Raw genomic sequence first — 25,739 nt, forward strand, 5'->3', positions numbered from 1 at the left:
CAGAGATGTATTTCGGTTTTATATTTTGAATATAGGAAGTTTATGTCCAGGTTATTAAACGTAATGATGGCTGTTGGGTTTGCTGTATTGACTGCACATGCGCACGCAGCTATTACTGTGACGGATGACCTGGGTAATCAGGTCACGTTGGCGAAGCCTGCGCAGCGGATTATCAGTTTGTCGCCGCATGTGACGGAGATGATTTATGTCGCAGGTGCGGGGGACAGGATCATAGGCACGGTCAAGTACAGTGATTACCCGGCTGCGGCAAAAAATATTCCGCGTGTTGGTGACAATCGCCAACTGGATATTGAACGCATACTGGCGATGAAGCCGGATTTACTCATTGTATGGATGCATGGCGCTTATGAGCGACAATTGGAAATGTTGCACAATTCCGGCATTCCCTATTTTTTCAGTGAACCGCATAAGCTTGATAATGTGGCAGAAACTTTGCTCAAATTTGGCAGTCTGTTTGGTACGGAAAAGCAGGCGCAGGTCGCTGCGGCAGAGTTCAGGCAGCAGGTGCAACAGCTAAACAGTCAGTACCAGAATAAAAGCAAGGTCAAGGTTTTCTATCAGGTCTGGGGCAAGCCACTCTATACACTGAATGACAGCCACATCGTCAGCGACGCTATTCGTACCTGCGGCGGTGAAAATATCTTTGGCAAATTAGCCACCACTGCACCCGTGGTCGGCACAGAAGCAGTCTTGCAGGAAAATCCTGAAGTCATCATCACTGGTGACAGCAAAACCCAGGCAGTGAGTGGTGTCGAGCAATGGAAAACTTTCCCTACCTTGCTGGCGACAAAAAACAATAATCTGATCTCCATAGAAGGAGACCTTGTCAACCGTTCTGGTCCGCGCATTATTGAAGGTGCCAAGCTGATTTGCCAGGCACTGGAGCAAGCCAGACAGAAACGCGATAAAACCGTGGCACAACCACAAGGGAAGAAATGAATTCAGTCAGCATGTATCAACGCATTGCCTGCCTGTCCACCGAAGCTGTGGAAGTCTTGTACGCCCTGGGGGCTGAAGACTATGTGGTTGGCATCTCTGGCTACACCACCAGACCAGCTCGCGCCCGTGATGAGAAACCCAAGGTCAGTGGTTTCTCGTCTGCACAGATAGATCGCATCCTGGCTGTGAAGCCTGACCTGGTGATTGCCTATTCAAATATGCAGTCCGAGATTTCACGTGAACTCATCAGTGCAGGCATAGAAGTACACGCCTTCAATCAGCGCGATGTTGCCGGTATTTTGCATATGATCATGGTGTTGGCAAACTTGGTCGGCAAGCAGGAGCAGGGCGCAACATTGATTGCAGAATTGCAGTCACAGATCGATACTGTCAAACAGCAAAGCGCAGGCTGGACACGCAGGCCAAAAATCTATTTTGAAGAATGGAATGACCCACTGATGTCCTGCATAGGCTGGGTGTCAGAACTCATCCACATCGCTGGTGGCGAAGATGCTTTTGCTGACCTGGCGCAACACCATAGTGCCAAAGAACGGATTATTGCCGACCCGGCAGAAATCATACGGCGCGCACCAGATATCATCATCGGTTCCTGGTGTGGCAAAAAGTTCCGGCCTGACAGCGTGATTGGTCGCGACGGCTGGGATCACATTCCTGCAGTAAGAAATGGCAGGGTGCTGGAGATAAAATCGGCAGATATACTTTCACCCGGCCCATCTGCGATACAGCACGGGCTGCTGCAATTGCATATATTGATTGCTGAATGGCAGTCCGCACAAAACTATTGAACAAGAATTGTATTCCATGAAAATATCCACGCTGATGGTGCAAGGCACGACTTCTGACGCTGGCAAAAGCACGGTGGTTGCGGCCCTGTGCCGTTTGTTGCATCGCCAGGGCGTGCGTGTCGTTCCCATGAAGCCACAAAACATGGCGCTCAACAGCGCCGTGACCATTGACGGTGGTGAGATAGGCCGCGCCCAGGCCTTGCAGGCGCTGGCTGCAGGTTTGCCTGCGCATACTGACATGAACCCGGTCTTGCTGAAGCCATCTTCCGATACTGGTGCGCAAGTCATTATCCATGGCAAGGTCAGGGCAGACATGGATGCGCGTGATTACCACCAATACAAAACCATCGCCATGGGCGCGGTGCTGGAATCCTATGCCCGCCTGCAACAGCAATATGAGACTATTATTGTTGAAGGTGCAGGTAGCCCGGCAGAAGTGAATCTGCGTGACCGCGATATTGCGAACATGGGTTTTGCCGAGGCCGTAGATTGCCCCGTCATCCTGGTGGCAGATATAGACCGTGGCGGCGTGTTTGCCCATTTTGTCGGCACTCTGGATTGCCTGTCTGAGTCAGAGCAAAAGCGCATCATCGGCTTTGTCATCAACCGTTTTCGCGGTGATATCCGTCTGCTGGAACCTGGTCTTGAATGGCTGGAAAAAAAGACCGGCAAACCTGTACTGGCTGTCCTGCCTTACCTGCATGGCTTGCAACTGGATGCTGAAGATGCGATACAGTCCAGCCAGGGCAATGCGGGCAAGTTCCGCATCATAGTCCCCGCCATACCGCGCATATCCAATCATACAGATTTTGATGCACTGCGTGCTCATCCCGATGTTGACCTGCAATTCATAGGTCCGGACAGGGCGATACCACCTGCCGACCTGATCATCCTGCCGGGTAGTAAAAACACCCGCGCTGACCTCGCTTTCTTGCAGGCACAGGGCTGGCAGACTGTGCTGGAAAAGCATTTGCGCTATGGCGGTAAAGTCATCGGCATTTGCGGTGGCTATCAAATGTTGGGTCAAATTATCAGCGACCCACATGGTGTCGAAGGGCAGGCCGGTGATTCTGATGGACTGGGCCTGCTGGACATCACCACCGAACTGACGCAGGAAAAACGTCTGCAACAAGTGACAGGAGTTTGCGCATTCAACACCAGCACTGCACAAGTCAGCGGCTACGAAATTCATATGGGCATCACCTATGCCAGCAATGACACGCAGCCTGTTTTTACCATCAATGGCGAAGACGAAGGCGCGCGCTCACCAGACGACCTGATACTCGGCACCTACCTGCACGGCCTGTTCGACCACCCAGAAGCTTGTGCTGCCTTGTTGGCCTGGGCGGGACTGGAAAGCGAGCACACAGTCGATCTGGCGGTCTTGCGCGAGCACAGCCTCAATAGGGTGGCAGATGTGTGCCAACCTTTATTGGAAAAATTGCAGCTTTTAGATTGAGAATGCTTTTGGAAAATTAATATGAAATGTACGTCAAAATTACAGATCATTTGTATACTCGCCGCTTGCTCAACAGCCAATGCAATCAGCCTCGAAGAAACTCAAAGTTTTGTAGTGAAAAGGAACGTCTCATATTCAGTTCCCATGAACTTTGATATGGCCGTCAAAGAGTCCTTGGTTTCAATTCAAGTGACAGCGCTGAAACAATTTCGTCTCGGCGGGAAAAATTGGAAATGGGAAAACCCCAAATTTAAAGACTCGTATAAGCAGGCAACGAAAGATGTTGCTGAAATATTACGAGATAACTGGAATCGTTGCACTTTGCCAGTGCTTGTTGAAAATTCAAATTCAGGTGAATCACTGGCGAATGCTTATAAATACGCTATGCCCAAAAATCTTACTGAAGAAGAGTTTGAAGAACTGAAGGCATTTTATAAATCTCCAGTTGGAAAAAAATACCTTGCATATATTTCTTTTGCAAAAAGAGTTTATATGGATGCTGACGTTGCCAGGCAAAAGAGGGAGCTCGAATTTCCTGGATATTTCGATTCCCAAGTAAGCGTAAAATCTAAATCTGAAGAAATACAATTTTTGGTGGCGGTGTATAAAGCCTTACGCATAACAGTTGATTCAGAAAGATTCGCACAAGAAATGGCGTTCAATTTGTCTTTTTTACCGAAAGTTTACGCCGAATTAGTCAAATTTTTGAGTCAAGAAGAAAGAGAAAAAATTAACCATTTTTTAAAGACTAGCGCCGGACTCAAAGAGGCAGATTTGATTGATGATTGGGCCGGAAAATTTGGGATGAATCTGTATATGGCGGAAAAAAAATGTAACGACGAAAAGAAATTGTCTGAGTTGATGAAAAAATGGGAACCATAATGAAATACGGCTCCTTATTTTTTCATTAAGCTAAGCGCCCTAACACTATCTTTTATTATCTTTATGCGAAATAGGCAATAGTTGCAAAATCCCAAAAGCGATTTCAAACACGGTAAAGGCCAGTATGATCTGGCTCGCTCCATGAGCAACCGCATATAACTGCCATATGCTGAACAGGACGCGTCCGGCAGCATCATAGCGGCCATATTCCATGCGCGTGTCACGCAGGCGCAAAATGGCCCAGATGGTGACGATAGACCCCAGCAAGTTTGCCATCAATACATGGGCTGCAGCAAAAGCGGGGAATTCTCCTGCAATACCCAGGCCGCTATTGAGTTGTGACAGGCTCTGGTGAACAAGTGCAAAACTCCACGGCGTAGCAAAGCCTATGGTGACGATCAGGTCATACCAGGCACTGGCGCGCACGATGCGCAGATAGGTTTTCAAGTGCATATAGTTTCTCCAAAATTAAGATAAGCGATGTTGAACCCTGGTGTTTACTCCATGGTCAAGCTTTTATTTGCAATTGATGAAGTTTGATGTAGGTCAATAAAATAGCAAAAATCCTTGATTTTAGTTTCCTTGGAAACTAAAATGCTGAAATTAAACATATTCAGGATTTGGTAATGGGTGAAAAAAAGGTCAGCACGTCACGTGATTCACCTGTTCAGGGTGCCGTCAGTGCGCTGGAGTCACATGCTGGTTTTTGGCTGCGCTTTGTCTCCAATCATGTATCAGCCAGATTTGAGGCCAGTTTAGCGGCGGAAGATATTTCGCTCTCTGAATGGGTTGCATTACGCAGCCTGTTTGATACGGGGGCATCTGATCCCGCTGCATTGATGCGTGAATTGGGAATGACCAAGGGTGCTGTATCCAAGATCATTACCCGCCTGGAGTACAAGGGACTGCTGTTACGCGAAATATCTGCAATCGACAAAAGAGCGACACAAATTTTATTGACCATGGCGGGGAAAAATCTCGTACCAGGACTGGCTGCGTTGGCAGACGACAACGACGCACTGTTCTTTGGGCATTTGTCAGACAAGCAGCGTTCTGAATTGATCGCGTTGATGAAGCACATCGTTGACATGCATGATTTGAGGGCTGTACCTGTCAAATAAAGCAGTTGAATTAGTGAAAATCAAGGATAGTAAACCAAGGATTGAAAATGGAAAATTCAGTACTACAGACGATAGAAGCAGTTGCCCATGACTCTTATGCAGGCAAGCTGACTTTTGGGCATGTAGTTGGCAGCTTGATGGCGGTGGGAGCAGAGTCATATTTTGCAGATTACCGCACTGGCAATACCAGCTACTACATGGCAGATGGCAGCGTGCACGTGGTAGGCCTAGGCAAGAAAGATCACATTATTCCCATGGCGTTTGATGCAAGTGCCCTGGTTGAGGCTATCCGTGGTGCACAACGTGATGAGGTGCGCTATCCCGAATTCATACGGCTATCGATGACGGCTGGTTGTGTGGGGTATATAGTCTGGATGGCGGGGCGGCATGTCAGCTATTTTGGCCATGCGGGTGAGGTGCATGTCGAGCATTTTCCCAAGGCAAATTAAACTTGAATTTGCTGCACCACATGAAACTTGAAACTTGAAACTTGAGTTTGATTTCAAAAACCCGGGCTTCAGGTTCCTCTTCAGGATTACATTTAATAGGAGAAAACTTATTCCGCCGCTTTTTCTGGCTTCCAGTCTTTGGCCAAGGTTTGCGCTTCAGCGACTTCTTCCTTACTCATTTTTGCTGCTACAAATTTCCTGAAGACTTCGCTGTCATCATAGTCGCCTGCCAGGATCAACCACTTATAGGCTTCAACCAGATTAACTTCTGTGCCGCGGCCTTTCAGGTAAATCAAACCTAGCTGATACTTTGCGCTGGCATTGTTTTGATTGGCGGCCAAGCGGAATAATTCTTTGGCTTTAGCATAGTCGCGTGCCACACCTGTACCTGTCACATACAATATGCCCAGACTATATTGGGCATCTGCATAACCTTGGTCAGCAGCTTTTCTGAACCATGATGCAGCAACACCGTGATTCGACAGCATGCCTTTGCCTTTGGCGTACATCCTGCCTATATTCACTTGTGCCCTGACATTGCCCTTGCTGGCCGATTGCTCGAACCAGTTGAGTGCCTGTTTATAGTCTTGATCTACGCCTTCGCCATTCAAGAACATCAGCCCGAGGTTGAATTGCGCATCTGCATTACCCTTTGCTGCGGCAGCCTTGAATGAGTCAAGTGCAGAAGCAAAGTCGCCTTGTTCGTAATAGCTGACGCCATCCGTGAAATCATCAGCCCGTGCATTGCCAGTTGCCAGCATGCAGGCCAATATAAAGATGACGGGATTAAATTTGCGCATGATGCGTCCTTGATGGAGGGCAGGTGGTTAGCTGCAGTATTAGCACCTTCATTTTAGCAAGCAAATGCTGGATTTGCATCCAGCAGTCTCTGACAGCTCTTGCACAATGAAAGAACTTATTTCTTTCCAGACAAGCCAGCCTCCAGTGCTTCAACAAACTGATGCACATGATAAGCATCGACCAATCCATGATGCACAAAAATTGCGATCGGCAACATCAGGCGTTGATGTTGCTTGAAAAATTTGCCAACGGATATCTTGGGCACGCTGTCCTTGCGGTCATATTGCCGTGCATGTGTCAGGCCAGTGAAGCTGATCCAGGGTATGGCAGAGAAGTGGATCACATCTTCACGTGCGCACTCATCGTTGAAGCAAAGGCCGCTACTGTTCTTGATTTTATCCATGGCGATGTTGGCGCCGGCAGCGAAAGCGGCAAAATCCTTTTCATAATAAATGGGGCAAAAGCCGAAAGTATGGTCGGAACGTTGCACGGTCGCATTTGCGTGTATCACCTCGTAATCGAACACTTTGCCGTCTTCTATGCGGTAGCGCATGGCATCGGTGCGCATCATGGCACTTAATATCTGATGCAGATAAAACAGGAAGAAGGATTTTTGTTCTTCCTTGCAATACTGGTAAGCCCAGGTGCAATCCACATTCAGGTTCAGGCCATGGAAGGGTTCATCCATTTGGGAAAAGAAGGCGTAATGTTCGCGTCGGTTCCAGTTTGCTATGTCTAACTGCTTTTTCATATCCAGGTCATTCAAAATAAAAAAGGGCAGAAAATTCTGCCCCCTCATCATAACCTGTCAGATGGTGTTGATTCAACGCATTGCGGCAATCATCTTTTCGAGTTTGACAGTATCGGCACAGAAGGCACGTATGCCTTCTGACAATTTTTCTGTCGCCATTGCATCTTCATTGAGATCAAGACGGAAAGTCTTTTCATCCATGCTGACTTTTTCCAGGTCAGACGAAGCTGCCAGCTCCTTGCTCAGTTTTTGCGTGACATTGCTAGTGCTGTCGCTGAGTTTTTGCAAAAGATCAGGGCTGATGGTCAGCAGGTCGCAACCTGCCAGCTCCAGGATTTGTGAAGTATTGCGGAAGCTGGCACCCATGACTTCTGTGTTGTAGCCAAATTTGCGATAGTAGGTATAGATTTTCTTGACGGACAAGACACCTGGATCATCTGCACCAAAAATTTCCTGACCTGTCTTGTTTTTATACCAGTCATAGATGCGGCCTACGAAAGGCGAGATCAATTGCGCGCCTGCTTCAGCACAGGCAATCGCTTGTGCCAGGCAGAATAGCAGGGTCATATTGCAGCGTATGCCTTCTTTTTCCAATACTTCGGCAGCGCGTATGCCTTCCCAGGTAGAGGCAATTTTGATCAGGATGCGGTCACGCGGTATGCCTGCGGCTTCATACATGGCGATCAGTTGGCGGCCTTTGGCAATGGTGCCAGCCGTGTCAAAAGACAGGCGGGCGTCGGTTTCAGTAGACACGCGGCCAGGGATGACTTTTAAAATTTCCAGGCCAAAAGCGATCAGCAAGTGATCGATGGTTTCATCGATGGACTTGCCTGCTGTGTCCTTGACGGCTTTTTCCAGCAAAGGCAGGTATTCCGGTTTTTGCACGGCTTTCAGGATCAGGGATGGATTAGTCGTCGCGTCGCGCGGTGCATAAGCCTGGATAGCCTGGAAATCGCCAGTGTCAGCGACTACAGTGGTGAATTGCTTGAGTTGTTCTAATTGGTTCATGGTATTTGCAAAAGTAGGGGCAAAAGTAGGGGCAAAATCAAAAAATCAGGGCAGTACCGCTATTGAGGGCTCACCTGCAACAATATCACCAATCACAGCAGCTTCCAAGAAACCACCCTGACGGAAAATTCTTAAAACATCTTCAACAACTGCCGGATCGCAGGCAACCAGTAATCCTCCCGATGTTTGCGGATCAGTCAGCAAGGCTTGCCGGGCGGGACTGATATGTGCGTCGAACTGCACAGATGAGCCGTAGGCTGCCCAGTTACGGGCAGAGGCACCGGTGATATAGCCATTTGTGGCCAGTTCTTCCACATTCGCCAGCAAAGGTATTGCTGACATATCCAGCCGGGCTGCCAGTTTCGATCCACGGCAGACTTCCAGCAAATGGCCAAGCAGGCCAAAGCCGGTGACATCGGTCATGGCATGCACGCCGTCAAGCGCAGACAGGGCCTGACCGGGTTTGTTCAGTTTGGTTGTATTGGCGATCATGGTGGCATAACCCGCCTCGTCCAGTGCCTGCTTTTTCAGTGCGGCAGACAATATGCCTACGCCCAGCGGCTTGCTGAGTATGAGTTTGTCGCCTGCCCTGGCATCGGCATTGCGTTTGACCCTGGATGGGTGAATCAGGCCCATGACGACCAGGCCATAGATGGGCTCTACAGAGTCGATGGTGTGACCACCGGCAATAGGTATGCCAGCCTCGGCGCAGATGGTTTCACCGCCCTGGATAATCTTGCTTATGACGTCCAGTGGTAGCTGATTGATGGGCATGCCGACCAGTGCCAGCGCCATGATGGGGGTGCCGCCCATGGCATAGATATCCGAAATGGCATTGGTAGCAGCGATGCGGCCAAAATCAAAAGGGTCATCGACGATGGGCATGAAAAAATCGGTGGTCGCGATCAGTGCCTGCTCATCATTGAGTTTATAGACGGCGGCATCGTCTGCAGTTTCTATCCCCACCATAAGGGCAGGCGGTACCGGAAAGCCTGAGGATTTTTTTAGTATTTCAGCAAGTACGCCGGGCGCAATCTTGCAGCCGCAGCCGCCACCATGCGAGAAAGAGGTCAGTCGGACGGGGGCGTCAGTTTCTTTACTCATGAGGCATTTTTACTTTTTATACAGGTCAGATTTGCTGATTATACGCCGAGCCAGTTAGTGGACTGTAACAATGAAAATCGGAGCGCTTGCCATGTGTGCGACGATCATGGCTGCGTTGCAAATGCTCGCGATAGCCCCACTATCGCTGTGCTTTGCGTCTTGCCCTGATGCGCCGGGCACATGTCCTTCGCTCTCGATTTCACTGTTACAGTCCACTAGTATAAAAAAAGCGACCACCAAAGTGATCGCTTTTTCATGATATTGCTTATGCAGCAATGTCTATGTTGTTTCTGTTTGCATGGAAACAAACTTCTCTGGAGTCGCTGTGTAAGTGTAGCGAGCGGTGTCAGTTTGAGTCGAGAAGCGCAACCGTACTAAAGTACGGTGAGCATCACAGGCTCAAAATGGCGCCGCGCAGTAGCTTACACAGTGATTCCAATTAATAGTCGCCAAATGTACGACGTGCGCCGCTATCGTTAGAGCGATTGCCTTTGTAGCCGCCGCCTTCTTTACGTGGGCCAGCGCTGGTGCCAGTCGATGCGCCAGCTGGTTTGCTGAAGCTGCGTTGACCTGGCTTGTTGTTGCCATAACCACCGCCACCACCTGCGCCAGCACCTGTTTTACGAGCATCGCCTGGTTTCCAGCCGTTAGGCTTGCGGGCTGCAGAGCGTGCTGGTGCAGCAGATTTCTTAGGTTCAAAACCTTCGATGACATCGACAGGTATCAGTTGCTTGGTGAAACGCTCGATACGTTTGACGTGCATGCCTTCAGCATGGTTCACCAGGGAAATCGCCAGACCTTTACGACCAGCGCGGCCAGTACGGCCAATGCGGTGGACATAATCTTCAGGGAATTTAGGCAGATCGTAGTTGAATACGTGCGTAATGGCAGGAACGTCAATACCGCGGGCAGCAACGTCAGTTGCGACCAGTACACGTACCTGGCCACGGCGCAATGCGTCCAGTGTGCGGTTACGTGCACCCTGGTGCATGTCGCCATGCAGGGCAGCTGCAGCGAAACCAGCGATGTTCAGGCGGTCAGCGATGGTGTCTGCATCACGTTTGGTGGCTGTAAATACAACAGCCTGATCGACAGTAGTGTCGCGCAGCAGGTGATCCAGCATGCGGTTTTTGTGGGATAGGTCGTCCACAAAGTGAACGCGTTGCTGGATGTTTTCATGCTTGCTGGCAGAGCCGGCGATCTGGATGACCAAAGGCTCAGTCGTGATGCGTTTTGCCATGTTACCGACTACGCCATCCAGTGTTGCAGAGAACAACATGGTTTGACGTGTAGGAGGTGTGGCAGCAACGATTTTTTCGATATCGTCGATGAAGCCCATGTCCAGCATGCGGTCAGCTTCGTCCAGAACCAGCATTTGCAGTTCAGAGAAATCGATCTTGCCAGATTCCATATGGTCGATCAGACGGCCAGGTGTTGCCACCAGAATTTCTGGATTGCGGGACAACAATTGCATCTGTTTAGGATAAGGCATGCCACCCAGAATGGACACAGCCTTGATACGGCGTGAATAAGCGCTGTATTTGTCAGTTGCTGTGGTGACTTGCAAAGCCAGTTCGCGGGTTGGTGTCAACACCAGCATTTTTGGTTTTGCAGCAACAAAACGTGGTTTGTCGCCACGTGAACGGGCAGCCTGACGTTCTTGATTAGGGGTTTTGCTGCTGGCAGCGTCGTAGCTGACAACTTCAGCAGTAACCAGTTTATGCAAAGCAGGCAGCATGAAAGCGGCAGTTTTGCCGGAGCCGGTCTGGGATGAGACCATCAGGTCACGACCTTCAATCGCGGCAGGGATTGCCTGTTCTTGTACCGAAGTTGGCTTGGTATAGCCAGAGTCAGTCAGAGCGCGGATGATATTGACGTGGAGACCTAGTGCTTCAAAACTCATGAATTTCTTTCGTGATTGGGACGTTTGCAAAATGCGGCAGCAATGCCAAGCTCACCGGTGATAAGGCCGGTTTGCAGCATGTTTTGCCGGAACGATTGCTTCTGTCCCAGTATAAATTAGCGCGTTGCTAACGAACGCGCGCAACAATGCAGCGCCAACCAAACGAAATGAACACAGAAAATCCAACAAGGGACGACAATGAAATTTCGGCACAAAAGCTTTGCGCCGGGATGATGTCTATGGATTACTACCAGACATGCGAGGCGGGAGGGCTTTTACATGCACCATCCTGAGGATGTGCACAGGCTTGCGATGCTACTTGGTTCTACGCTGAAATTTATATTGCAGCGCAAAAAACGAAACTATACAGGATTTTTCAGGAAAAAGCAGCCAGTTTCAAAGAATATCTTGCACTGACCTCAAAATAAACGCCAACAAAAGTGCTGCCAGTAAAAATCAGCTTCCCCTCGAACATCAAAACGGAAGCGCTTTTCTTGCCAACCCAGGGCAAACAGGGATAACACCTGATCGTAGTAGGCATCAGTCTTGATCGGCTGGGCCTGCAGGCGTAATTGCTGCTGCACGATGGTCTTTTGTACGCCTTGCGCTTGCAGGAAGGGCAACAGTGCAGCACTAAAACCGCTGGAGCCGGGGCCATTGATGTCGCCAGTCAGGATGTCGATATATTCTGGCGGATAGCCTTTGCTATCCACGATCTGCGCCATGGGGCGCAGCAACTTCAGCAAATTTGCGCGTTCTGCATCCTGGCTTGCCATCATGCCAGTCCACAGATAAATACGGATGGCGTTGTAAGCACCCTGGCCTTTTTCTACGCCCTGGGTATCTGGTAGAAAGCCTTTTTGCGCGTCATAGATAATCCAGTCGGCGGCGTAGCCTTTGGGGGCGCTGCCAGCAATCAGGCGCACTGCCGGGGCGACCATGCGCTTCCAGCGTTCATCGCTTTCTTTTTGCTCAAACCAGCGTAGCAAAGGCAGCGGCAGGTAACTGGCGTTGAGCTTCCATTGATTGTTTGGCAGGTTAAAGCCGTTTGGTGCCGGCAACAGGCTCAATCCCAATCCGGGCAGTTCTGCGGTTTCTTCATTCAATATTCTTTGTGCCAGCAAACTGGACAGGGCGGCATAGCGTTTTTCTTTCCAGACTTCTCCGGCAACGCCGAGGCTGTAGGCTATCCACAAGTCGGCATCGGAGGCTGGATTTTTATCGATGATGCCCCAGCTATTGTCTTCACGCTGACCCCATTGCCAGGCGGGCAGGCGGGCAGTCAGGTCACCTGCTGCCAGGTTATTCTCTGTCCACGTCAGGATGCGTTGAAATGCGGCCTTGTCGTTGGCACTCAGGGCAAAGAACAGGGCATAAGCCTGGCCTTCTGATGTTGTTGGTTTGCGCGCGCCACTATGGTCTATCACGCGACCATCGTCGGCAACGAAAGTCTTCTTGAATTGTTCCCAGGCTGGCCATGGGTCATTGCAGGATGCTGCGAAGGTGTTGTTGGAAGTTGCAAGGAACACACTGAAGAACAGCAGTAATAAATTGCGTGCAATAGAAAAGACAGCGTTTGGGATATTGGACATGGTGGGGATTGCTTCATTCATGCCAATAGTATAAGGCTAGTACGGGATACATGTGCAAGCATCCCGTACCATCTAAATACTGGACTGCTTACTTGTCGTAAGAGTCTGCATTCAAGCCCATGACATGCGAGAAGCCGCCATCGACATAAGTGATTTCACCAGTAATGCCATTCGCCAGCGGTGACAGCAGGAAGGCAGCAGTATTGCCCACGTCTTCGATCGTCACATTACGGCGCAGCGGTGCGTGTTCGGCAACAAAGCCCAGCAATTTGCCAAAGTCCTTGATACCGCTGGCAGCCAGGGTCTTGATAGGGCCGGCAGAAATACCATTGACGCGTATGCCTTTTTTGCCCAGATGTTCTGCCAGGTAGCGTACCGATGCTTCCAGAGAAGCTTTTGCCATACCCATGGTGTTGTAATGCGGGATGGCACGGATAGCACCCAGGTAAGACAGGGTCAGCAGGGCAGAGTCTTCACGCAGCAGTGGCAGCGCAGCTTTTGCCATTGCTGGGAAGCTGTAAGCAGAAATATCATGCGCAATGCGGAAAGCTTCGCGGGAGAAGCCGTCAAGGAATTCACCGGCAATTGCTTCACGTGGTGCAAAGCCGATAGCATGTACCAGGCCATCAAGTTTGTCCCAGGATTTGCCCAGGTCAGCAAACACTGCTTCAATTTGTTCGTCGCTGGCAACGTCACAATCAAAGATTAGTTTGCTATCAAATTCAGCCGCAAAATCAGTAATCCTGTCTTTGAAACGTTCGCCTACGTAGGTAAATGCCAGTTCAGCGCCTTCGCGTTTGCATGCCTGGGCGATGCCGTAAGCGATAGAACGGTTGGACAGCAAACCGGTGATCAGAATTTTTTTGCCTTGCAGAAATGCCATGTTGACTCCAGATATGACCGCAATATGCTTAAGGCTCTCGGGGCAGCAAGATTGAAAGCCTTATTCTATTGCGCTGTGGGTTTTATTACTTGTTGTTTCTGCATCAGGTTTTTGCCTGGATGCGTAACGCTTACATTGCCGCCTTTTCCGCAACAGGTCGGAATTGTAGTTGCTCTCACCGAAAGGGGCAAATGCTAAGTTTGCCTGTGCTTATCTGCATCGATACAAAGTACCTTTGATCAGCATAGGCGCTCATTTGAAAAATGCGGTATTTTTGCTTGAAATTGTCACAAGATCGCCTTTCGTGTTCACAAAATACGGTTTCTTGTCTTGCTATAGCACAAAGCGCATCTCCTTGAGCAGTGCTCCGGGCAGGATTGCGCCACCCGTATGTCGTTGCCCGTAAGAACGGTCATCCATGATGACTTCGGTTTCCTGGCTTAGCGCCAGCAGGTTTTCTCCCAGCATCTTGAACAGGGAATCATCAAAGCGCATGACATTTAATGGCGCGATGATTTCACCGTTTTCTACCCAGAAGGTGGCAAAGCGTGTCATGCCGGTGATGCGGCAAGTGGCACGGTCAGAAAAATTCAGGTACCAGAGATTGGCGATATAGATACCCGTACCCAGCTCTTTGAGTATGTCTGCATTTTCTAACATGCCTGCCTGCATGACCAGCGATTTTGCTGATTCATCTTCTGGCGCCCCGTTTGTTTGCAAGGAATATTCCTTTGCGCTACGCGGAGAAATCATGCTGCCAACCAGTTTGCCCGTCTGTATCAGGGGAATTACTTCGGGCTTGATAAAGCCTTGCGCCTGAAAGCCTGGTTCCAGACCTGCACGACTGTCTTCACAGATATCCACCATGGCATGCATGCTGGCTTCGCCCGATTGCAAGCGGCGCAGGCAGCTATGGCGGGTGCGCAAAGACTTTTCGGACAGACCACCCCAGTTCAGCATCATGATCAATTCATTCAATGCAGCCGGACTGAGGTAAGCGCGGTAATTGCCAGCAGCTACTGTGATGGGGGGGCGTGCCAGCAGGGCCAGCTCTTTGCGGGCGGCGGCGAATTTACTGAGAAATGCTGACTCATTCCAGGTGAACCCGGCATAGTTGGATTTGACGGCCTTGTCAGTCGCATAAAACAGACTCCAGTCAAAATTGACATTGCTGGTTTCATACCAGTTGCGCTGACCATGGGAATTGGCAAAGCCGCGATATTGTGTACCTGTAGTCAGCAAGCCCACCATGTCTACATCTTTTGCGGCGGCCAGTATCTGTTCCAGCATGCTGGCTACTGGTGGCAGGGATGATGGCAGAACCTGTGTGCTGTCACTGATTTCAGTGGCTATCATCAGGTGCGGGTCAGCTGGCAAGTCTGGTAATTGCGCGCGCAAATCCTGGATCGCGGTATTGATGGTAGGTAAATCTGCGTCTATTTCGCCACTGAGATTGAAGCTCATCGCAGCATGGGTTTTCCCCTGTATCAATTGCAGGTTCAGTATCAGTTGGAAAACGTGGCCAGGCTGGCGTATGGCGCTGCGGTTGAAACGCACAAAATCACTGGACTCTGCGGCCAGCCAGGTGGTACTGACTTCATTCGCCGCGAGTTGCGTTTCTATATGTGTGGCCAGGGACAGGAAATAACTTTGCATCAGGCTTCACCTCCAAATACTTCTACCTGATCAAACAGGCAGGCCGGCGAAGCGTGGCCTACGCGTATGACTTGGGATGGCTCACCTTTGCCACAGAAGGGCGTGCCCATGACTGCCAGCGTAGAGGCATCACCGACCATCTTTAGCGAACGCCAAAAGCTTTCTGAGATGCCGCGATAATTCGGGTTCTTGACCAGTTCCTGCAATTTGCCATTGCGTATCACTTGCCCGTATTCACAACCGAACTGGAATTTATTGCGGGAATCATCAATAGACCAGGACACATTGGTATTCATCAATACGCCGTAGTCAACACTGGCTATCATTTCATCGAGGCTGCTGCTGCCTGCTTCTATATTCAGGTTGGCCATGCGGTCTATAGTTGGGCGGTTCCAGTCACAGGCGCGTGAATTGGCGACGCCTGCCATGCCAGCACGTTCCTGGGAAAGGGCGCTGCCCAATGGTTTTTCCAGTATGCCGTTTTTGATGATCCAGGTTTTTTCTGCAGTACTGCCATCATCATCCCAGCCAAAGCTGGCAAATTGTTCGGCACGGCTGGGGTCATAGGTAACGTTCAGCAATTCAGAACCATACTGAAAATGACCAAACATGTCGGGCGTGACAAAGCTGGTGCCAGCGAAATTGCGCTCATCACCCAATATACGGTCCAGTTCCAGCGGGTGGCCTATGGATTCATGAATTTGCAGCATCATCTGCTCAGGCATCAGCAGCAAATCCATGCGGCCACTCGGGCAGTTCGCTGCATGCAGTAGCGCCAGTGCTTCTTCTGCAATGCGTTTGCCTGCGCCATAAAAGCTAGACTGCTGCAGAACTTCCATGCCACCCTGGCGGCAGAAACCATTGTATTGCCCTCCCAGACTGCGCGTCTGGGTTTCTGATCCTTCATTGGCGGTGACGCTGAGATTGGGGATCAGGTAATTGAATTGCTGATGGATGTCAGCACCTGCGCTACTGATAAATAGCTGCTCAGTTTGTGTCACGCCTATGGATGCACTCCAATCTACAATCTTGTCACTGAGATGCGATGTGGCGGATTCCTGCATCAGCAAGGCAATCAAATCTTTCCTGGTCCAGATGGATGCGGCTGGACCTTGATATTGACCAAGCACAGCGGCCTGCGGGATTTGGCTGAAGTTCGTAACCGTTTTACCCGCACTGAGCCTGGCCCAATGCAAGGCATGCTGCATTGCAGTATTCAATCCATTGCGGGATAAGTCGCTGGTTGCGGCATAGCCGTAGCCACCATTATGAATAATGGTCAGCATGGCACCATGGCTGCGGGCATTGCGCAGCGGTTGCAATACATTTTGTCTGACCAATAACTCTTCACTGCGCTCATCCACTACGCGCATGGAGCAAAAATCAACAGCGGGCATTAATTCCCGGAATAAACTTCTTAACGCTTCCAATCCTGACTCCAGTGAATATGCGGCATACGGGATATGCGGGAGGTTGTGCCTGTTTCGTCATGGTTTCGTCACGGTTTCGTTATGTCGCAGGCGAATGCCATCTTGCCAGTGTTTGCAGGATTGGTCAAAAATATAAGTGTAAGGGGATTTTTCAAGCAGGGAGAATGCGAACCGGCAGTCAGCCGGTTCGCGGTTACAACTTAGTGTTGCAAGCCTTTTGGTATCGCGTTCAGCAAAGTCCTGGTATATGCCTGAGTCGGGTTCAGATACAGATCATCAGAATTGGCCAGCTCGACAACCTTACCCTTGTTCATCACCATGACCTGGTCGGCAATGTATTTGACCACCGCCAGATCATGCGAGATGAAGATGTAGGACAGGCCAAATTCTTCCTGCAAATCCTGCAGCAGGTTCAACACCTGAGCCTGCACAGATACGTCCAGTGCGGATACTGACTCATCACAAACCAGCACTTCTGGTTTCATTGTCAGGCAGCGGGCAATCGCGATACGCTGACGTTGGCCGCCCGAGAATTCATGCGGGTAGCGGTGAAAAGCAGCAGCAGGCAGACCGACTTTTTCGAGCAACTGATAAGCCATGGCAGAGCGTTCACTGTCGTTGGCACCGATATTATGGATGTGCATGGGTTCCATCAAAATCTGGCCCACCGTGAAGCGTGGGTTCAGCGAGGCATACGGGTTCTGGAAAATGATTTGTATGCGGCGCTTGTAGTGATGGAATTCCTTGTTTGACATGGACAGGATATCCTTACCTTCAAACAAGGCCTGGCCAGAGGTGGCCTGGTGCAGGCGCATCAGTGTCAGGCCCACCGTGGTTTTGCCTGAACCTGATTCTCCCACTACACCCAGGGTCTTGCCACGCGCGAGTTTGAAAGACACGCCTTCGACGGCCTTGAATTCTTTTTTGCCAAAGAAGCCTTCGCGGGAGTAGAAACTCTTGCCCAGGTCTTTGACTTCGAGCACGATTTCTTCATCACCCTTGAGACCACGCGGGCGCTGTTTTTGATCAACCAGCGCGCCGTTGTTATTCATGAAATCAGCAATGACCGGCAAGCGCCATGGGCGGGTGTCCAGGGTAGGGCGGCAGTGCAACAGCGCCTGGGTATAGGTATCTTTCGGGCTTTCAAAGATTTGTTCTACCGTACCCGCTTCGCGAATTTCACCATTGCGCATGACAATGACATGGTCAGCAATTTCACCAACCAGTGCCAGGTCATGAGTGATGAACAGCACTGACATCTTGTGTTTGATACGCAAGGCATCAATCAGGTCGATGATCTGTTTTTGTATAGTAACGTCGAGAGCCGTGGTTGGTTCATCGGCAATCAGCAATTTGGGTTCGCAGGCAATCGCCATCGCAATCATCACCCTTTGCTGTTGCCCGCCAGACATCTGGCTGGGATAGGCATCAATCTTGTTCTTTGGATCGGGAATGCCAACCTCTTCCAGCAATTCGATCGCTCGTTTTCTGGCTTGTTTTGCATCCATGCCCATGTGCAGGCGCAAGACTTCTGCAATCTGGAAACCAACGGTAAACACCGGGTTCAGCGATGTCATCGGCTCCTGGAAAATCATGGAGATTTCCTTGCCGCACAGGTCGCGTCTTTCAGCGATGCTGAGTTCCAGCAGGCTGCGGCCTTCAAAAATGATCTTGCTGTCAGCTGCGATACTGGAGGTATCTGGCGGCAGCAAGCCCATGACTGCAAGTGAGCTGACTGACTTGCCACTGCCTGATTCACCGACCAGGGCAACGGTGGAGTTGCGTGGTATTTCAAAGGAGATACCCTTGACGGTTTCCACGCTGTCTTTTTTATTGACGCGGAAAGACACGCGCAGGTTTTCTACTTTCAGCAAAGCTTGATTTGTGTTGTCTTGAATCATGATCTGTCCTTATTTCAATTTTGGGTCAAGCGCATCGCGCAAGGCGTCGGTGAATAATGAGAAGGCTGTTACCAGCACGGCCATTGCTGCGGTTGCGGCAACCAGTTGCCACCATTTACCCAAAATCAATTCATTCTGCGCTTCGTTCAGCATACTGCCCCAGGAGACCACACCAACCGGCACACCAAAGCCCAGGAAACTCAGGATAACTTCAGACTTGATAAAGCCAACAACAAGGATGGATACCTGTACCAGTGCCACATGGCTGACATTCGGGAATATGTGTACGAACATCTTGCGCCAGTGTGACGCGCCAATGGCGTCTGCCGCCCATACATATTCACGTGCCTTGTGCTTCATGTATTCAGCGCGGATCAGGCGGAAAGGCCCGGTCCAGCCAGTAAAAGCCAGGATCAGGATGATAGTGGTCACGCCTTTTTGCTGCAATACAGCTGCGACTGAAAGTATCAATAACAGGTAAGGGATGGAAGTGAAGATGCTGTAAAACCAGTTAAAGAAGTCATCAACTTTCCCGCCAAAATAACCAGCCAGCGCACCAAACATGGTACCCAGCAGGGTCGCCAGGAAGGCGGCGACCAGGCCAACGACGATGGAAGTCTCCGCGCCCTTGATGGTTTTCTTGATGATGTCGTGTCCCCATTTGTCAGCACCAAAGGGCAGGGTGGTCAGGCGTTCACCAACTACGGCCTTGCCAGACTTGGCCAGCTCAGCACGGATTTCTGCCATTTCCTTTGCCAGCGGATCAGGGATGCCGTAGTCATTCACGATGACGGCCTGATCCGCATCTGGTTGCTTGCGCAATTCACGGATAATGTCGGCCAAAGGATCGAGTGGATTCTCTGGAGGCGGCGCTTCTACCTCTGCCTTGGCGACCGTGCCAGTATCTGCACCAACAAAGCTGGGTGGCGCATAACTGACGCCGCTTTCCTGTTCCCAGTCAGAGGCGATGATGCCAGTCGCAGACAGTATCAGCGTCAATAAGAACGCAGCTACGATTGCCAAGGCAATCATGGCGACCTTGTCAGCGCGCAAACGTCGCCATGCCAGTGCCCATAGTCCGGGTGAAACTGCGTGTACAGTTGGATTTGTGATAGTCGTGCTCATGAATGATCCTTATTTCAACTGTACGCGTGGATCAACCGCCTGGTACAGCAGATCGGTCAACAAATTAAAAAACATGGTGGCTGCTGCGACATACACGGTGATCGCTTTGATCACGGGGAAGTCACTGCGTTCCACTGCCAATATCACTTCACGACCTATACCGGGTATGGAAAAGAATCGCTCAATCAGGAAGGCGCCAATCAGCAAGGCTGGCAGGTTGGACATGACGTGGGTGATGATAGGTATCGATGCATTACGCAAGACGTGCACCCATTTCACGCGGCTTTCGCTAACGCCTTTGGCGCGGGCGGTACGTACATAATCCTGGTTCACTTCATCCAGCACAAAGGTGCGGAACAGGCGCAGGTTAGGTGCTACGCCCACTGCCAGGGCAATCAGGATAGGCAGGGCAGAGTACTTGAACAGGTTCTCGGCAAAATGATTACCCCAGCCCTGTACCGGGAACAGTCCCAGTTTATAGGCAAAGAAATACTGACCGACGATGATATACACCAAGATACTGACTGACATACCGACGGTACAGGCGATCATCACGCCACGGTCTGTCAGCGAGCCGCGTTTGAAGGCAATGGCCAGCGCCAGCGCAATCGCGATGATGGTTTCGATAATCGTCAGCGGTATCAGCACTGTCAGTGAAGGGCCAAGGCGTGTGCCTATGATGGAGGAAACGGCTTCACCGGTACTCCAGCTATTACCAAAGTTGAAGGTGGCGATCTGCTTGACGAAGATCCACAACTGTACATAGTAAGGCTGGTCTATGCCCAACTGGGTGCGGATATTGGCAATCTGTTCGGCATTCGACATTTTGCCTGCTAGGATGTAAGCCGGGTCGCCACCCACCCAGTTGAACAGAAAAAACACCAGCAGGATCACGCCCAGCATCGTGGGTGCCATCTGCCATAAGCGGCGCAGTATATAAGCGGTCATGTTTGTCTCTCGGTTTTCAAATTTCAGTTAGTCTGCTGCTCATTTTTTTGTCTATTTGTTCTTGTCGATGTCTATCTGCATCCATTCTATATGCATGATGGGGTGTTTCTTGTGTCCTATCACGCGTGGCTGTGACAGCATCATGCGATGGCGCGCATAACCCAGGCGTTGTGCTGCATACAGCTCCATTATGCGTGTCATCTTGTGATACAACAGGTCGCGCTCTGGCCCCGGAGCCAGTTTTTGTGATTGTTCATACAGCTTGTCATATTCAGGAATAGTGACGCAGCCATTATTATTCATGTGAATGTTTTTACCGTAAAACAGTTGCATGAAATTATCGCCATCCGGATAGTCCGCTATCCATGGTGAAATGCGCTGCATCAACTGGCACTGCTTTTCTGCTTTGAGGATTTCAGCAAAGGGCCGGAATTCGGCACGCATCCTGATGCCTATGCCGTCATAGGATTTTTTCCAGACTTCAGCCTGTAAATGGCCGCGTGATTCGGTCTGGGCAGTATGCACAATTTCCAGCGGGCTACCGTCTGGCATGGTGCGATAACCATCCTTGCCTTTTTTGTAGCCGAACTTGTCGAGTAGTGCATTGGCAGCGGCGGGATTATATTGGATGCTGCTTTTGTAGTTGGGGTCATGACCCACTACGCCAGGGGGGATAGGATATTGCAGGGGAATAGCATGACCATTATCGACGATGCGAATTTCTTCTTCGACATTGTGTGCCATGGCCATCGCCCTGCGCAAGGCGACTTTCTCTTTGCTCAGGCCACCAAATACAGGGTCTTGCATATTCCAGTAATAGATAGTCAGCTCGGGGTCGACAATGCGTGACATCTGTATGCCGCGTTTGACAAATTCAGGTTTCAGGTCAGGACCATTCAATACCTGAGGTGCCAGGCCGCCATATAACTGGAACAGATCAATTTCATCTTTCTGGAATGCCAGCAGGCGTGACTGATCTTCCAAAATCACATTGACGACAACGCGACCGATTTGCGGCATGCGTTTGCCTTTCATCGCGGCGATGATTTTCTGGTCATTGGGGTCAGAGCTGGCCTGGAAGTCCCATATGGTTGTATGGAAATCAGGGTTCGCATCCAATATCATTTTCGAGCCGCGTACCCATTCAGTCAGTTTGAAAGGGCCGGTGCCTACCGGGTTTGCCATGGCAGCACCCTGTACATCCTGATATTTTTCTATGACTTCGCGGGCAACGGCAGACATGGCGGTGTAAGCCAATATCATGGGCAAGTTAAAGTCAGGGCGCGTCAGGTGTATGCGCAGGGTATATTTGTCGATGACTTCCAGGCCGGGTACTTTGGCAGAATAATCAAATTTGCCGGATTTCTTTGCCTCTGCTGCCAGTTGATCCAGGCCCGCGATCTTGTCCTCTAACAGCCAGACATGGGTAGAGGCGATTTTCGGGTCCATGATGCGTTTAAATGAATACACATAATCATCCACCGTCAGTTCACGTTTTTTGCCATTAAAGGCTGCATCAGGGGTAAAGTAAATGCCTTTCTTCAGCTTGATGGTATAGGTTTTGCCATCGGCAGAAATTTCTGGCATGCCATCAGCGGTTTCAGGAATGATTTTTGCCGGGCTGGCCAGGTAGTCGTAAGTGAACAGGCGTTCAAAGATCGCTTCATTAATCGCGTTGGAGTACAGGTCACGTGTTGCAGCAGGATCAAAGCCAGTCTCGGCAACAGGGAAAATGGTGCGTAACACTTTTTCCGGATCAGCAAATTCAGGTTTGGCGGCCTGCGCCTGCAGGGGCAGGGTAGATGACATCAGACCGGCTAGTGCCAGGCAGATAGCCATACCTGTTCTGGTCAGCTTGTGCTGAAACGGATGAGTGGACTTCATTAACGAGTTCTCCTGCTATTTTGTACGATGGTAAAAGTGAATATTGAATCAAACTAAAGCGCTGAGCCGGGCTTAATGTTTTTCTACATCAATGAAGGCCCAGTCAGAATGCAAGATGGGGTGTTTTTTATATCCTGTGATCCAGGGGCGGTATAACCAGCTACGGATGCGGGAAGTGTGCACAATCCATGGTGTATCAGCTTCAACCTGACGGTTCATTTGTGCATATACTTTATTACGCTCCTCACCCAGCGGCAGCGATACTGCCTTGCGGAACAATGCATCATAAGCAGGCGACTCATAGCAGGCATGGTTGCCGGCACCGGCTTTGGGACCGTAGAGCAATTGCAGGAAGTTCTCACCATCAGGAAAGTCAGCATTCCAGGCACCGCCCCACATATTCAACTTGCAGGCGGAAGCCGCTTTCAGATTGTCAGCGAAATTACTGACCGGGAATTCTATGCGCAAGCCGATTTTATCCAGGCCACGTTTATAAATTTCAGACTGAACTTTATAGATGGCTGCGGGTTCCACGGTTTTTTTGAGGGTGAGCGGGCTGCCGTCAGGATTATTTCTGTATCCATCTGCTCCACGTTTATAGCCAAAATGGTCGAGTAGTTTATTGGCCAGCTTGATGTCGTAAGCCAGGCTGCTGCGATAGGCAGGGTCATAGCCAACCACATCTTTAGGAATAATCATTTCCGAGCGTATGGCCTGTCCCAGGCGCATCTGGGCGATTTCATCCTCATAGCTGTAAGCCATGCCTATGGCGCGACGCAGGGCGATTTTTTCCTTGCTGTAGCCGCCAACAACGGGGTCACGCATATTGAAAATTGTGAAGACAATGCCAGCATCTGTGACCCTGTCCATCTTGATGCCCTGATTTACCAGTTCAGGTTTTAATGCAATTCCATCCAGTGCTGCCGTTGCTGCGCTTTGCGGCAGCTTGTCGATATCCAGTTGCGAATCCTGAAAAGCCAGCCAGCGTGATTGCTCTTCTTCTATGATGCTGATATCGACTTTGCCAACCTGAGGCATTTTCTTGCCCTTCATTTGTTTGACGATTTCTTCATCGCGGGCGCTGCCTGTCGATTTAAAATCCCAGGTGTAGCCACGGTATTCCGGGTTGGCGGTCAGCACGATCTTGCTGCGTGGCAGGTACTTCTCCACCATATAAGGCCCGGTACCGACTGGGTGCAGGCCAGTCTGGTCACCATAAGCTTCGATGACTTCTCTCGCCACCGCACCAAAGCCACCATAGGCGACGACATACAGGAAATTGTAATCGGTCGCTTTTAATTCTATTCTTAATGTGTATTTATCAACGGCTTTAAGGCCGGCAACTGGTGCATCATAGTCAAACTTGCCTGTTTTCTTTGCTTTTGTGGCGATGTCATCCAGGCCGACAATCTTGCCTTCGATGAAGCTGGCATTAGGCGAACGGTTAACCGGGTCGAGCAGGCGCTTGAAGGTGTAAACATAGTCTTGCGCTGTCAGCTCATGTTTTTTATCCTTGAATGCAGGGTCCGGAGCAAAGTAAATGCCGGGCTTGATCTTGAAGGTAAATACTTTTCCCTGTTCGGTCACTTCTGGCATGCTTTCTGCTGATAGTGGCAGGAGGCGGGCGGGGCGGGAGAGGTAGTCATAACTTAGCAAGGGTTCGAAGATGGCCTCGCTGACCCAACCAGAATAGAAATTCTGGGTTTTGGCCATATCAAAACCATCATCTGCGGCTTCAAAGGCTTGCCTGACTACTTTATTGAGGTCTGCAGGATTGGCTGCCTGAGCAATCTGCAAGGGAAATGTCGATAGCAGCATAGTGAAAATGCAAGCAACTGTCTGGTGACGCATGAACATTCTTTAACCTCATTGTTTGGTAAAACAAATTCGTCTGGCGAGTTTGACCTGTATAAGCATGGATCAGGCCCGGTGAGCAAAACGCAGTTTTGCACGTTAAATCCAGGACGGAACATAAACCGTATAGATTAATTTACATATTGCAGGTGCAAATTAATTTTCCTCACGATTTGCCTGGCAGCTTTTTCCGCTTCAGTTTTAAAAAGCCGTAACCATAACGCAAGAGTCTTATCGATGGGAGAAGGAAAGAAATTTTTATTTCATTGTCGAATTACATGGTGTGACAATTCTTTTCAATTTTGGGTTTTTGAGTGCATTTTGGCAATGGGTGCGCATTGTTAGGGGGATTATGATGGTGCCGCGCACCATTGTGGTGCGACATTTGCACGCAACTTTAGATAGTTTGGTGCCCGAAAAAAGGCTCAAAAAAAATTAAATTCTGGTGAGTGAGGGTCTGGGCGAATTTCTCAATGTAATGAAGTGTAAAAAAAGCTGCATTGAAATAATTTATGCTGCATAGCACAAGAAATTAGGTTTCCTTTGCGGGTGTTTTTTTGGCAAAATGCGCCATGTTGTTTTTTGGCAGGGCTTAAAGTAAAGCACTTGACAGTTTCTGGGCATAAGTGGTTTTATGCGCCTTCGGAAAAATTTCTGACGACTAAATTTACATTTTCCATGCGGTAAGTTCGTGCTTTTTTACATGGGAACGTAAATAGTTGTTCTGATAAAGATGAAATGACTGTAGCGTTTGACTTTGCTGCAGGTAATAAAAAATTTTCTGCTTTGCATCGCTGGTTTAGCCACTTATGGCACGGAGAATCTGGTAGCGGAAATATGATTAATATTTTTTATTACTTGGTCAGGTATAAATGGCGTCAGTAGAAGCTGGTGCTTTGGTTGCAGGCAGAATTAAATAAGTCAGTTTTATCAAAAACCTCGATTTATATTTTGACGAGCCCGCAGCTTATGAATTTATAAGTGGTTTTGTATCGGTATGGCTTTTTATTGATACACAGCATTTATAATCACTTTTTTGTTTGAGATGTTTTGACTTGCGTCAGACAGTTGACCTTGTGGTAGTGGAGGAGCAGTAATGGATTTTTCAAATCGCCAGCAAGAGCCGGGGAAGAAGTTTATAGGCTTGGGGCTGGTTATCGCATTTCACGTACTGGTGGTATATGCCCTGGTATCTGGATTGGCGCGCAAAGCGATGGAAGTG

Annotated in this window: 21 protein-coding genes; 6 read left to right on the forward strand and 15 right to left on the reverse strand. The window is 49.8% G+C overall.

Annotation, left to right across the window (positions count from 1 at the left end; all coding sequences use genetic code 11):
- Window positions 1-42 precede the first annotated feature (42 nt).
- The 4 genes from ACO0LI_RS11170 to ACO0LI_RS11185 all read left to right on the forward strand — a co-directional run bounded on the left by ACO0LI_RS11170 (window position 43) and on the right by ACO0LI_RS11185 (window position 4,107).
- The gene (locus tag ACO0LI_RS11170) at window positions 43-960 is read left to right on the forward strand and encodes a cobalamin-binding protein (RefSeq protein ID WP_423032614.1); all 918 of its coding nucleotides are present in this window, start codon (window positions 43-45) and stop codon (window positions 958-960) included.
- Window positions 957-1,766 carry a cobalamin-binding protein gene (locus ACO0LI_RS11175; protein WP_423032615.1) on the forward strand — a complete coding sequence of 270 codons (810 nt, stop codon included), beginning with the start codon at window positions 957-959 and terminating at the stop codon, window positions 1,764-1,766. Before ACO0LI_RS11170 ends, ACO0LI_RS11175 begins: the two co-directional genes overlap by 4 nt.
- 16 nt (window positions 1,767-1,782) lie before the next feature.
- Window positions 1,783-3,225 (forward strand): cobyric acid synthase, encoded by a 1,443-nt coding sequence (locus ACO0LI_RS11180; RefSeq protein WP_423032616.1) that lies wholly within the window; start codon window positions 1,783-1,785, stop codon window positions 3,223-3,225.
- Window positions 3,226-3,369: 144 nt separating this feature from the next.
- On the forward strand, window positions 3,370-4,107 hold the full coding sequence (locus tag ACO0LI_RS11185; RefSeq protein ID WP_423032617.1) for a DUF2059 domain-containing protein: 738 nt from the start codon (window positions 3,370-3,372) through the stop codon (window positions 4,105-4,107).
- A 45-nt stretch (window positions 4,108-4,152) separates the two neighbouring features.
- Here ACO0LI_RS11185 and ACO0LI_RS11190 read toward each other — a convergent pair whose 3' ends face one another.
- Entirely contained in the window at window positions 4,153-4,560 is a 408-nt protein-coding gene (locus ACO0LI_RS11190; RefSeq protein WP_423032618.1) for a hypothetical protein, read from the reverse strand.
- A 173-nt stretch (window positions 4,561-4,733) separates the two neighbouring features.
- Here ACO0LI_RS11190 and ACO0LI_RS11195 point away from each other — a divergent pair, with 173 nt between their 5' ends.
- Together ACO0LI_RS11195 and ACO0LI_RS11200 are read left to right on the forward strand one after the other, a co-directional pair.
- Window positions 4,734-5,228: a MarR family winged helix-turn-helix transcriptional regulator gene (locus tag ACO0LI_RS11195; RefSeq protein WP_423032619.1), complete on the forward strand. Its 495-nt coding sequence runs from the start codon at window positions 4,734-4,736 to the stop codon at window positions 5,226-5,228.
- Window positions 5,229-5,275: 47 nt separating this feature from the next.
- A complete protein-coding gene (locus ACO0LI_RS11200; RefSeq protein ID WP_423032620.1) occupies window positions 5,276-5,677 on the forward strand; it encodes a DUF1398 family protein in 402 nt (133 codons plus the stop codon).
- 107 nt (window positions 5,678-5,784) lie between these two features.
- Here the strand turns inward: ACO0LI_RS11200 and ACO0LI_RS11205 are convergent, their stop codons facing one another.
- The 14 genes from ACO0LI_RS11205 to ACO0LI_RS11270 form a co-directional block, all read right to left on the reverse strand.
- Complete coding sequence (locus tag ACO0LI_RS11205) at window positions 5,785-6,477, reverse strand: tetratricopeptide repeat protein (RefSeq protein ID WP_422951121.1); 693 nt, start codon at window positions 6,475-6,477, stop codon at window positions 5,785-5,787.
- Window positions 6,478-6,593: 116 nt separating this feature from the next.
- Window positions 6,594-7,229 carry a CatA-like O-acetyltransferase gene (locus ACO0LI_RS11210; protein WP_422951120.1) on the reverse strand — a complete coding sequence of 212 codons (636 nt, stop codon included), beginning with the start codon at window positions 7,227-7,229 and terminating at the stop codon, window positions 6,594-6,596.
- A gap of 72 nt (window positions 7,230-7,301) precedes the next feature.
- The gene (gene tal, locus ACO0LI_RS11215; RefSeq protein ID WP_423032621.1) at window positions 7,302-8,237 is read right to left on the reverse strand and encodes a transaldolase; all 936 of its coding nucleotides are present in this window, start codon (window positions 8,235-8,237) and stop codon (window positions 7,302-7,304) included.
- A gap of 45 nt (window positions 8,238-8,282) precedes the next feature.
- Window positions 8,283-9,341 (reverse strand): selenide, water dikinase SelD, encoded by a 1,059-nt coding sequence (gene selD / locus ACO0LI_RS11220; protein ID WP_423032622.1) that lies wholly within the window; start codon window positions 9,339-9,341, stop codon window positions 8,283-8,285.
- Between the two features lie 439 nt (window positions 9,342-9,780).
- Window positions 9,781-11,244 carry a DEAD/DEAH box helicase gene (locus tag ACO0LI_RS11225; RefSeq protein ID WP_422951117.1) on the reverse strand — a complete coding sequence of 488 codons (1,464 nt, stop codon included), beginning with the start codon at window positions 11,242-11,244 and terminating at the stop codon, window positions 9,781-9,783.
- 419 nt (window positions 11,245-11,663) lie between these two features.
- Window positions 11,664-12,857 carry a cellulose synthase complex periplasmic endoglucanase BcsZ gene (gene bcsZ / locus ACO0LI_RS11230; protein WP_423032623.1) on the reverse strand — a complete coding sequence of 398 codons (1,194 nt, stop codon included), beginning with the start codon at window positions 12,855-12,857 and terminating at the stop codon, window positions 11,664-11,666.
- Between the two features lie 67 nt (window positions 12,858-12,924).
- On the reverse strand, window positions 12,925-13,719 hold the full coding sequence (fabI, locus tag ACO0LI_RS11235; RefSeq protein WP_110257315.1) for an enoyl-ACP reductase FabI: 795 nt from the start codon (window positions 13,717-13,719) through the stop codon (window positions 12,925-12,927).
- A gap of 333 nt (window positions 13,720-14,052) precedes the next feature.
- Window positions 14,053-15,375, reverse strand: a complete 1,323-nt coding sequence (locus ACO0LI_RS11240) for a TldD/PmbA family protein (RefSeq protein WP_422951115.1) — start codon at window positions 15,373-15,375, stop codon at window positions 14,053-14,055.
- Window positions 15,375-16,772: a TldD/PmbA family protein gene (locus ACO0LI_RS11245; protein WP_423032628.1), complete on the reverse strand. Its 1,398-nt coding sequence runs from the start codon at window positions 16,770-16,772 to the stop codon at window positions 15,375-15,377. Before ACO0LI_RS11245 ends, ACO0LI_RS11240 begins: the two co-directional genes overlap by 1 nt.
- A 233-nt stretch (window positions 16,773-17,005) precedes the next feature.
- Window positions 17,006-18,706: an ABC transporter ATP-binding protein gene (locus ACO0LI_RS11250; RefSeq protein WP_422951113.1), complete on the reverse strand. Its 1,701-nt coding sequence runs from the start codon at window positions 18,704-18,706 to the stop codon at window positions 17,006-17,008.
- Window positions 18,707-18,715: 9 nt separating this feature from the next.
- The gene (locus ACO0LI_RS11255; RefSeq protein WP_422951112.1) at window positions 18,716-19,831 is read right to left on the reverse strand and encodes an ABC transporter permease; all 1,116 of its coding nucleotides are present in this window, start codon (window positions 19,829-19,831) and stop codon (window positions 18,716-18,718) included.
- Between the two features lie 9 nt (window positions 19,832-19,840).
- Entirely contained in the window at window positions 19,841-20,779 is a 939-nt protein-coding gene (locus ACO0LI_RS11260) for an ABC transporter permease (RefSeq protein WP_422951111.1), read from the reverse strand.
- 51 nt (window positions 20,780-20,830) lie between these two features.
- Complete coding sequence (locus ACO0LI_RS11265) at window positions 20,831-22,663, reverse strand: ABC transporter substrate-binding protein (protein WP_423032624.1); 1,833 nt, start codon at window positions 22,661-22,663, stop codon at window positions 20,831-20,833.
- 72 nt (window positions 22,664-22,735) lie between these two features.
- Window positions 22,736-24,514 (reverse strand): ABC transporter substrate-binding protein, encoded by a 1,779-nt coding sequence (locus ACO0LI_RS11270; protein WP_422951109.1) that lies wholly within the window; start codon window positions 24,512-24,514, stop codon window positions 22,736-22,738.
- Between the last annotated feature and the right edge of the window lie 1,225 nt (window positions 24,515-25,739).

This window comes from Undibacterium sp. Tian12W, from assembly GCF_049339405.1.
In the GTDB taxonomy this organism is placed as follows: Bacteria; Pseudomonadota; Gammaproteobacteria; order Burkholderiales; family Burkholderiaceae_D; genus Undibacterium.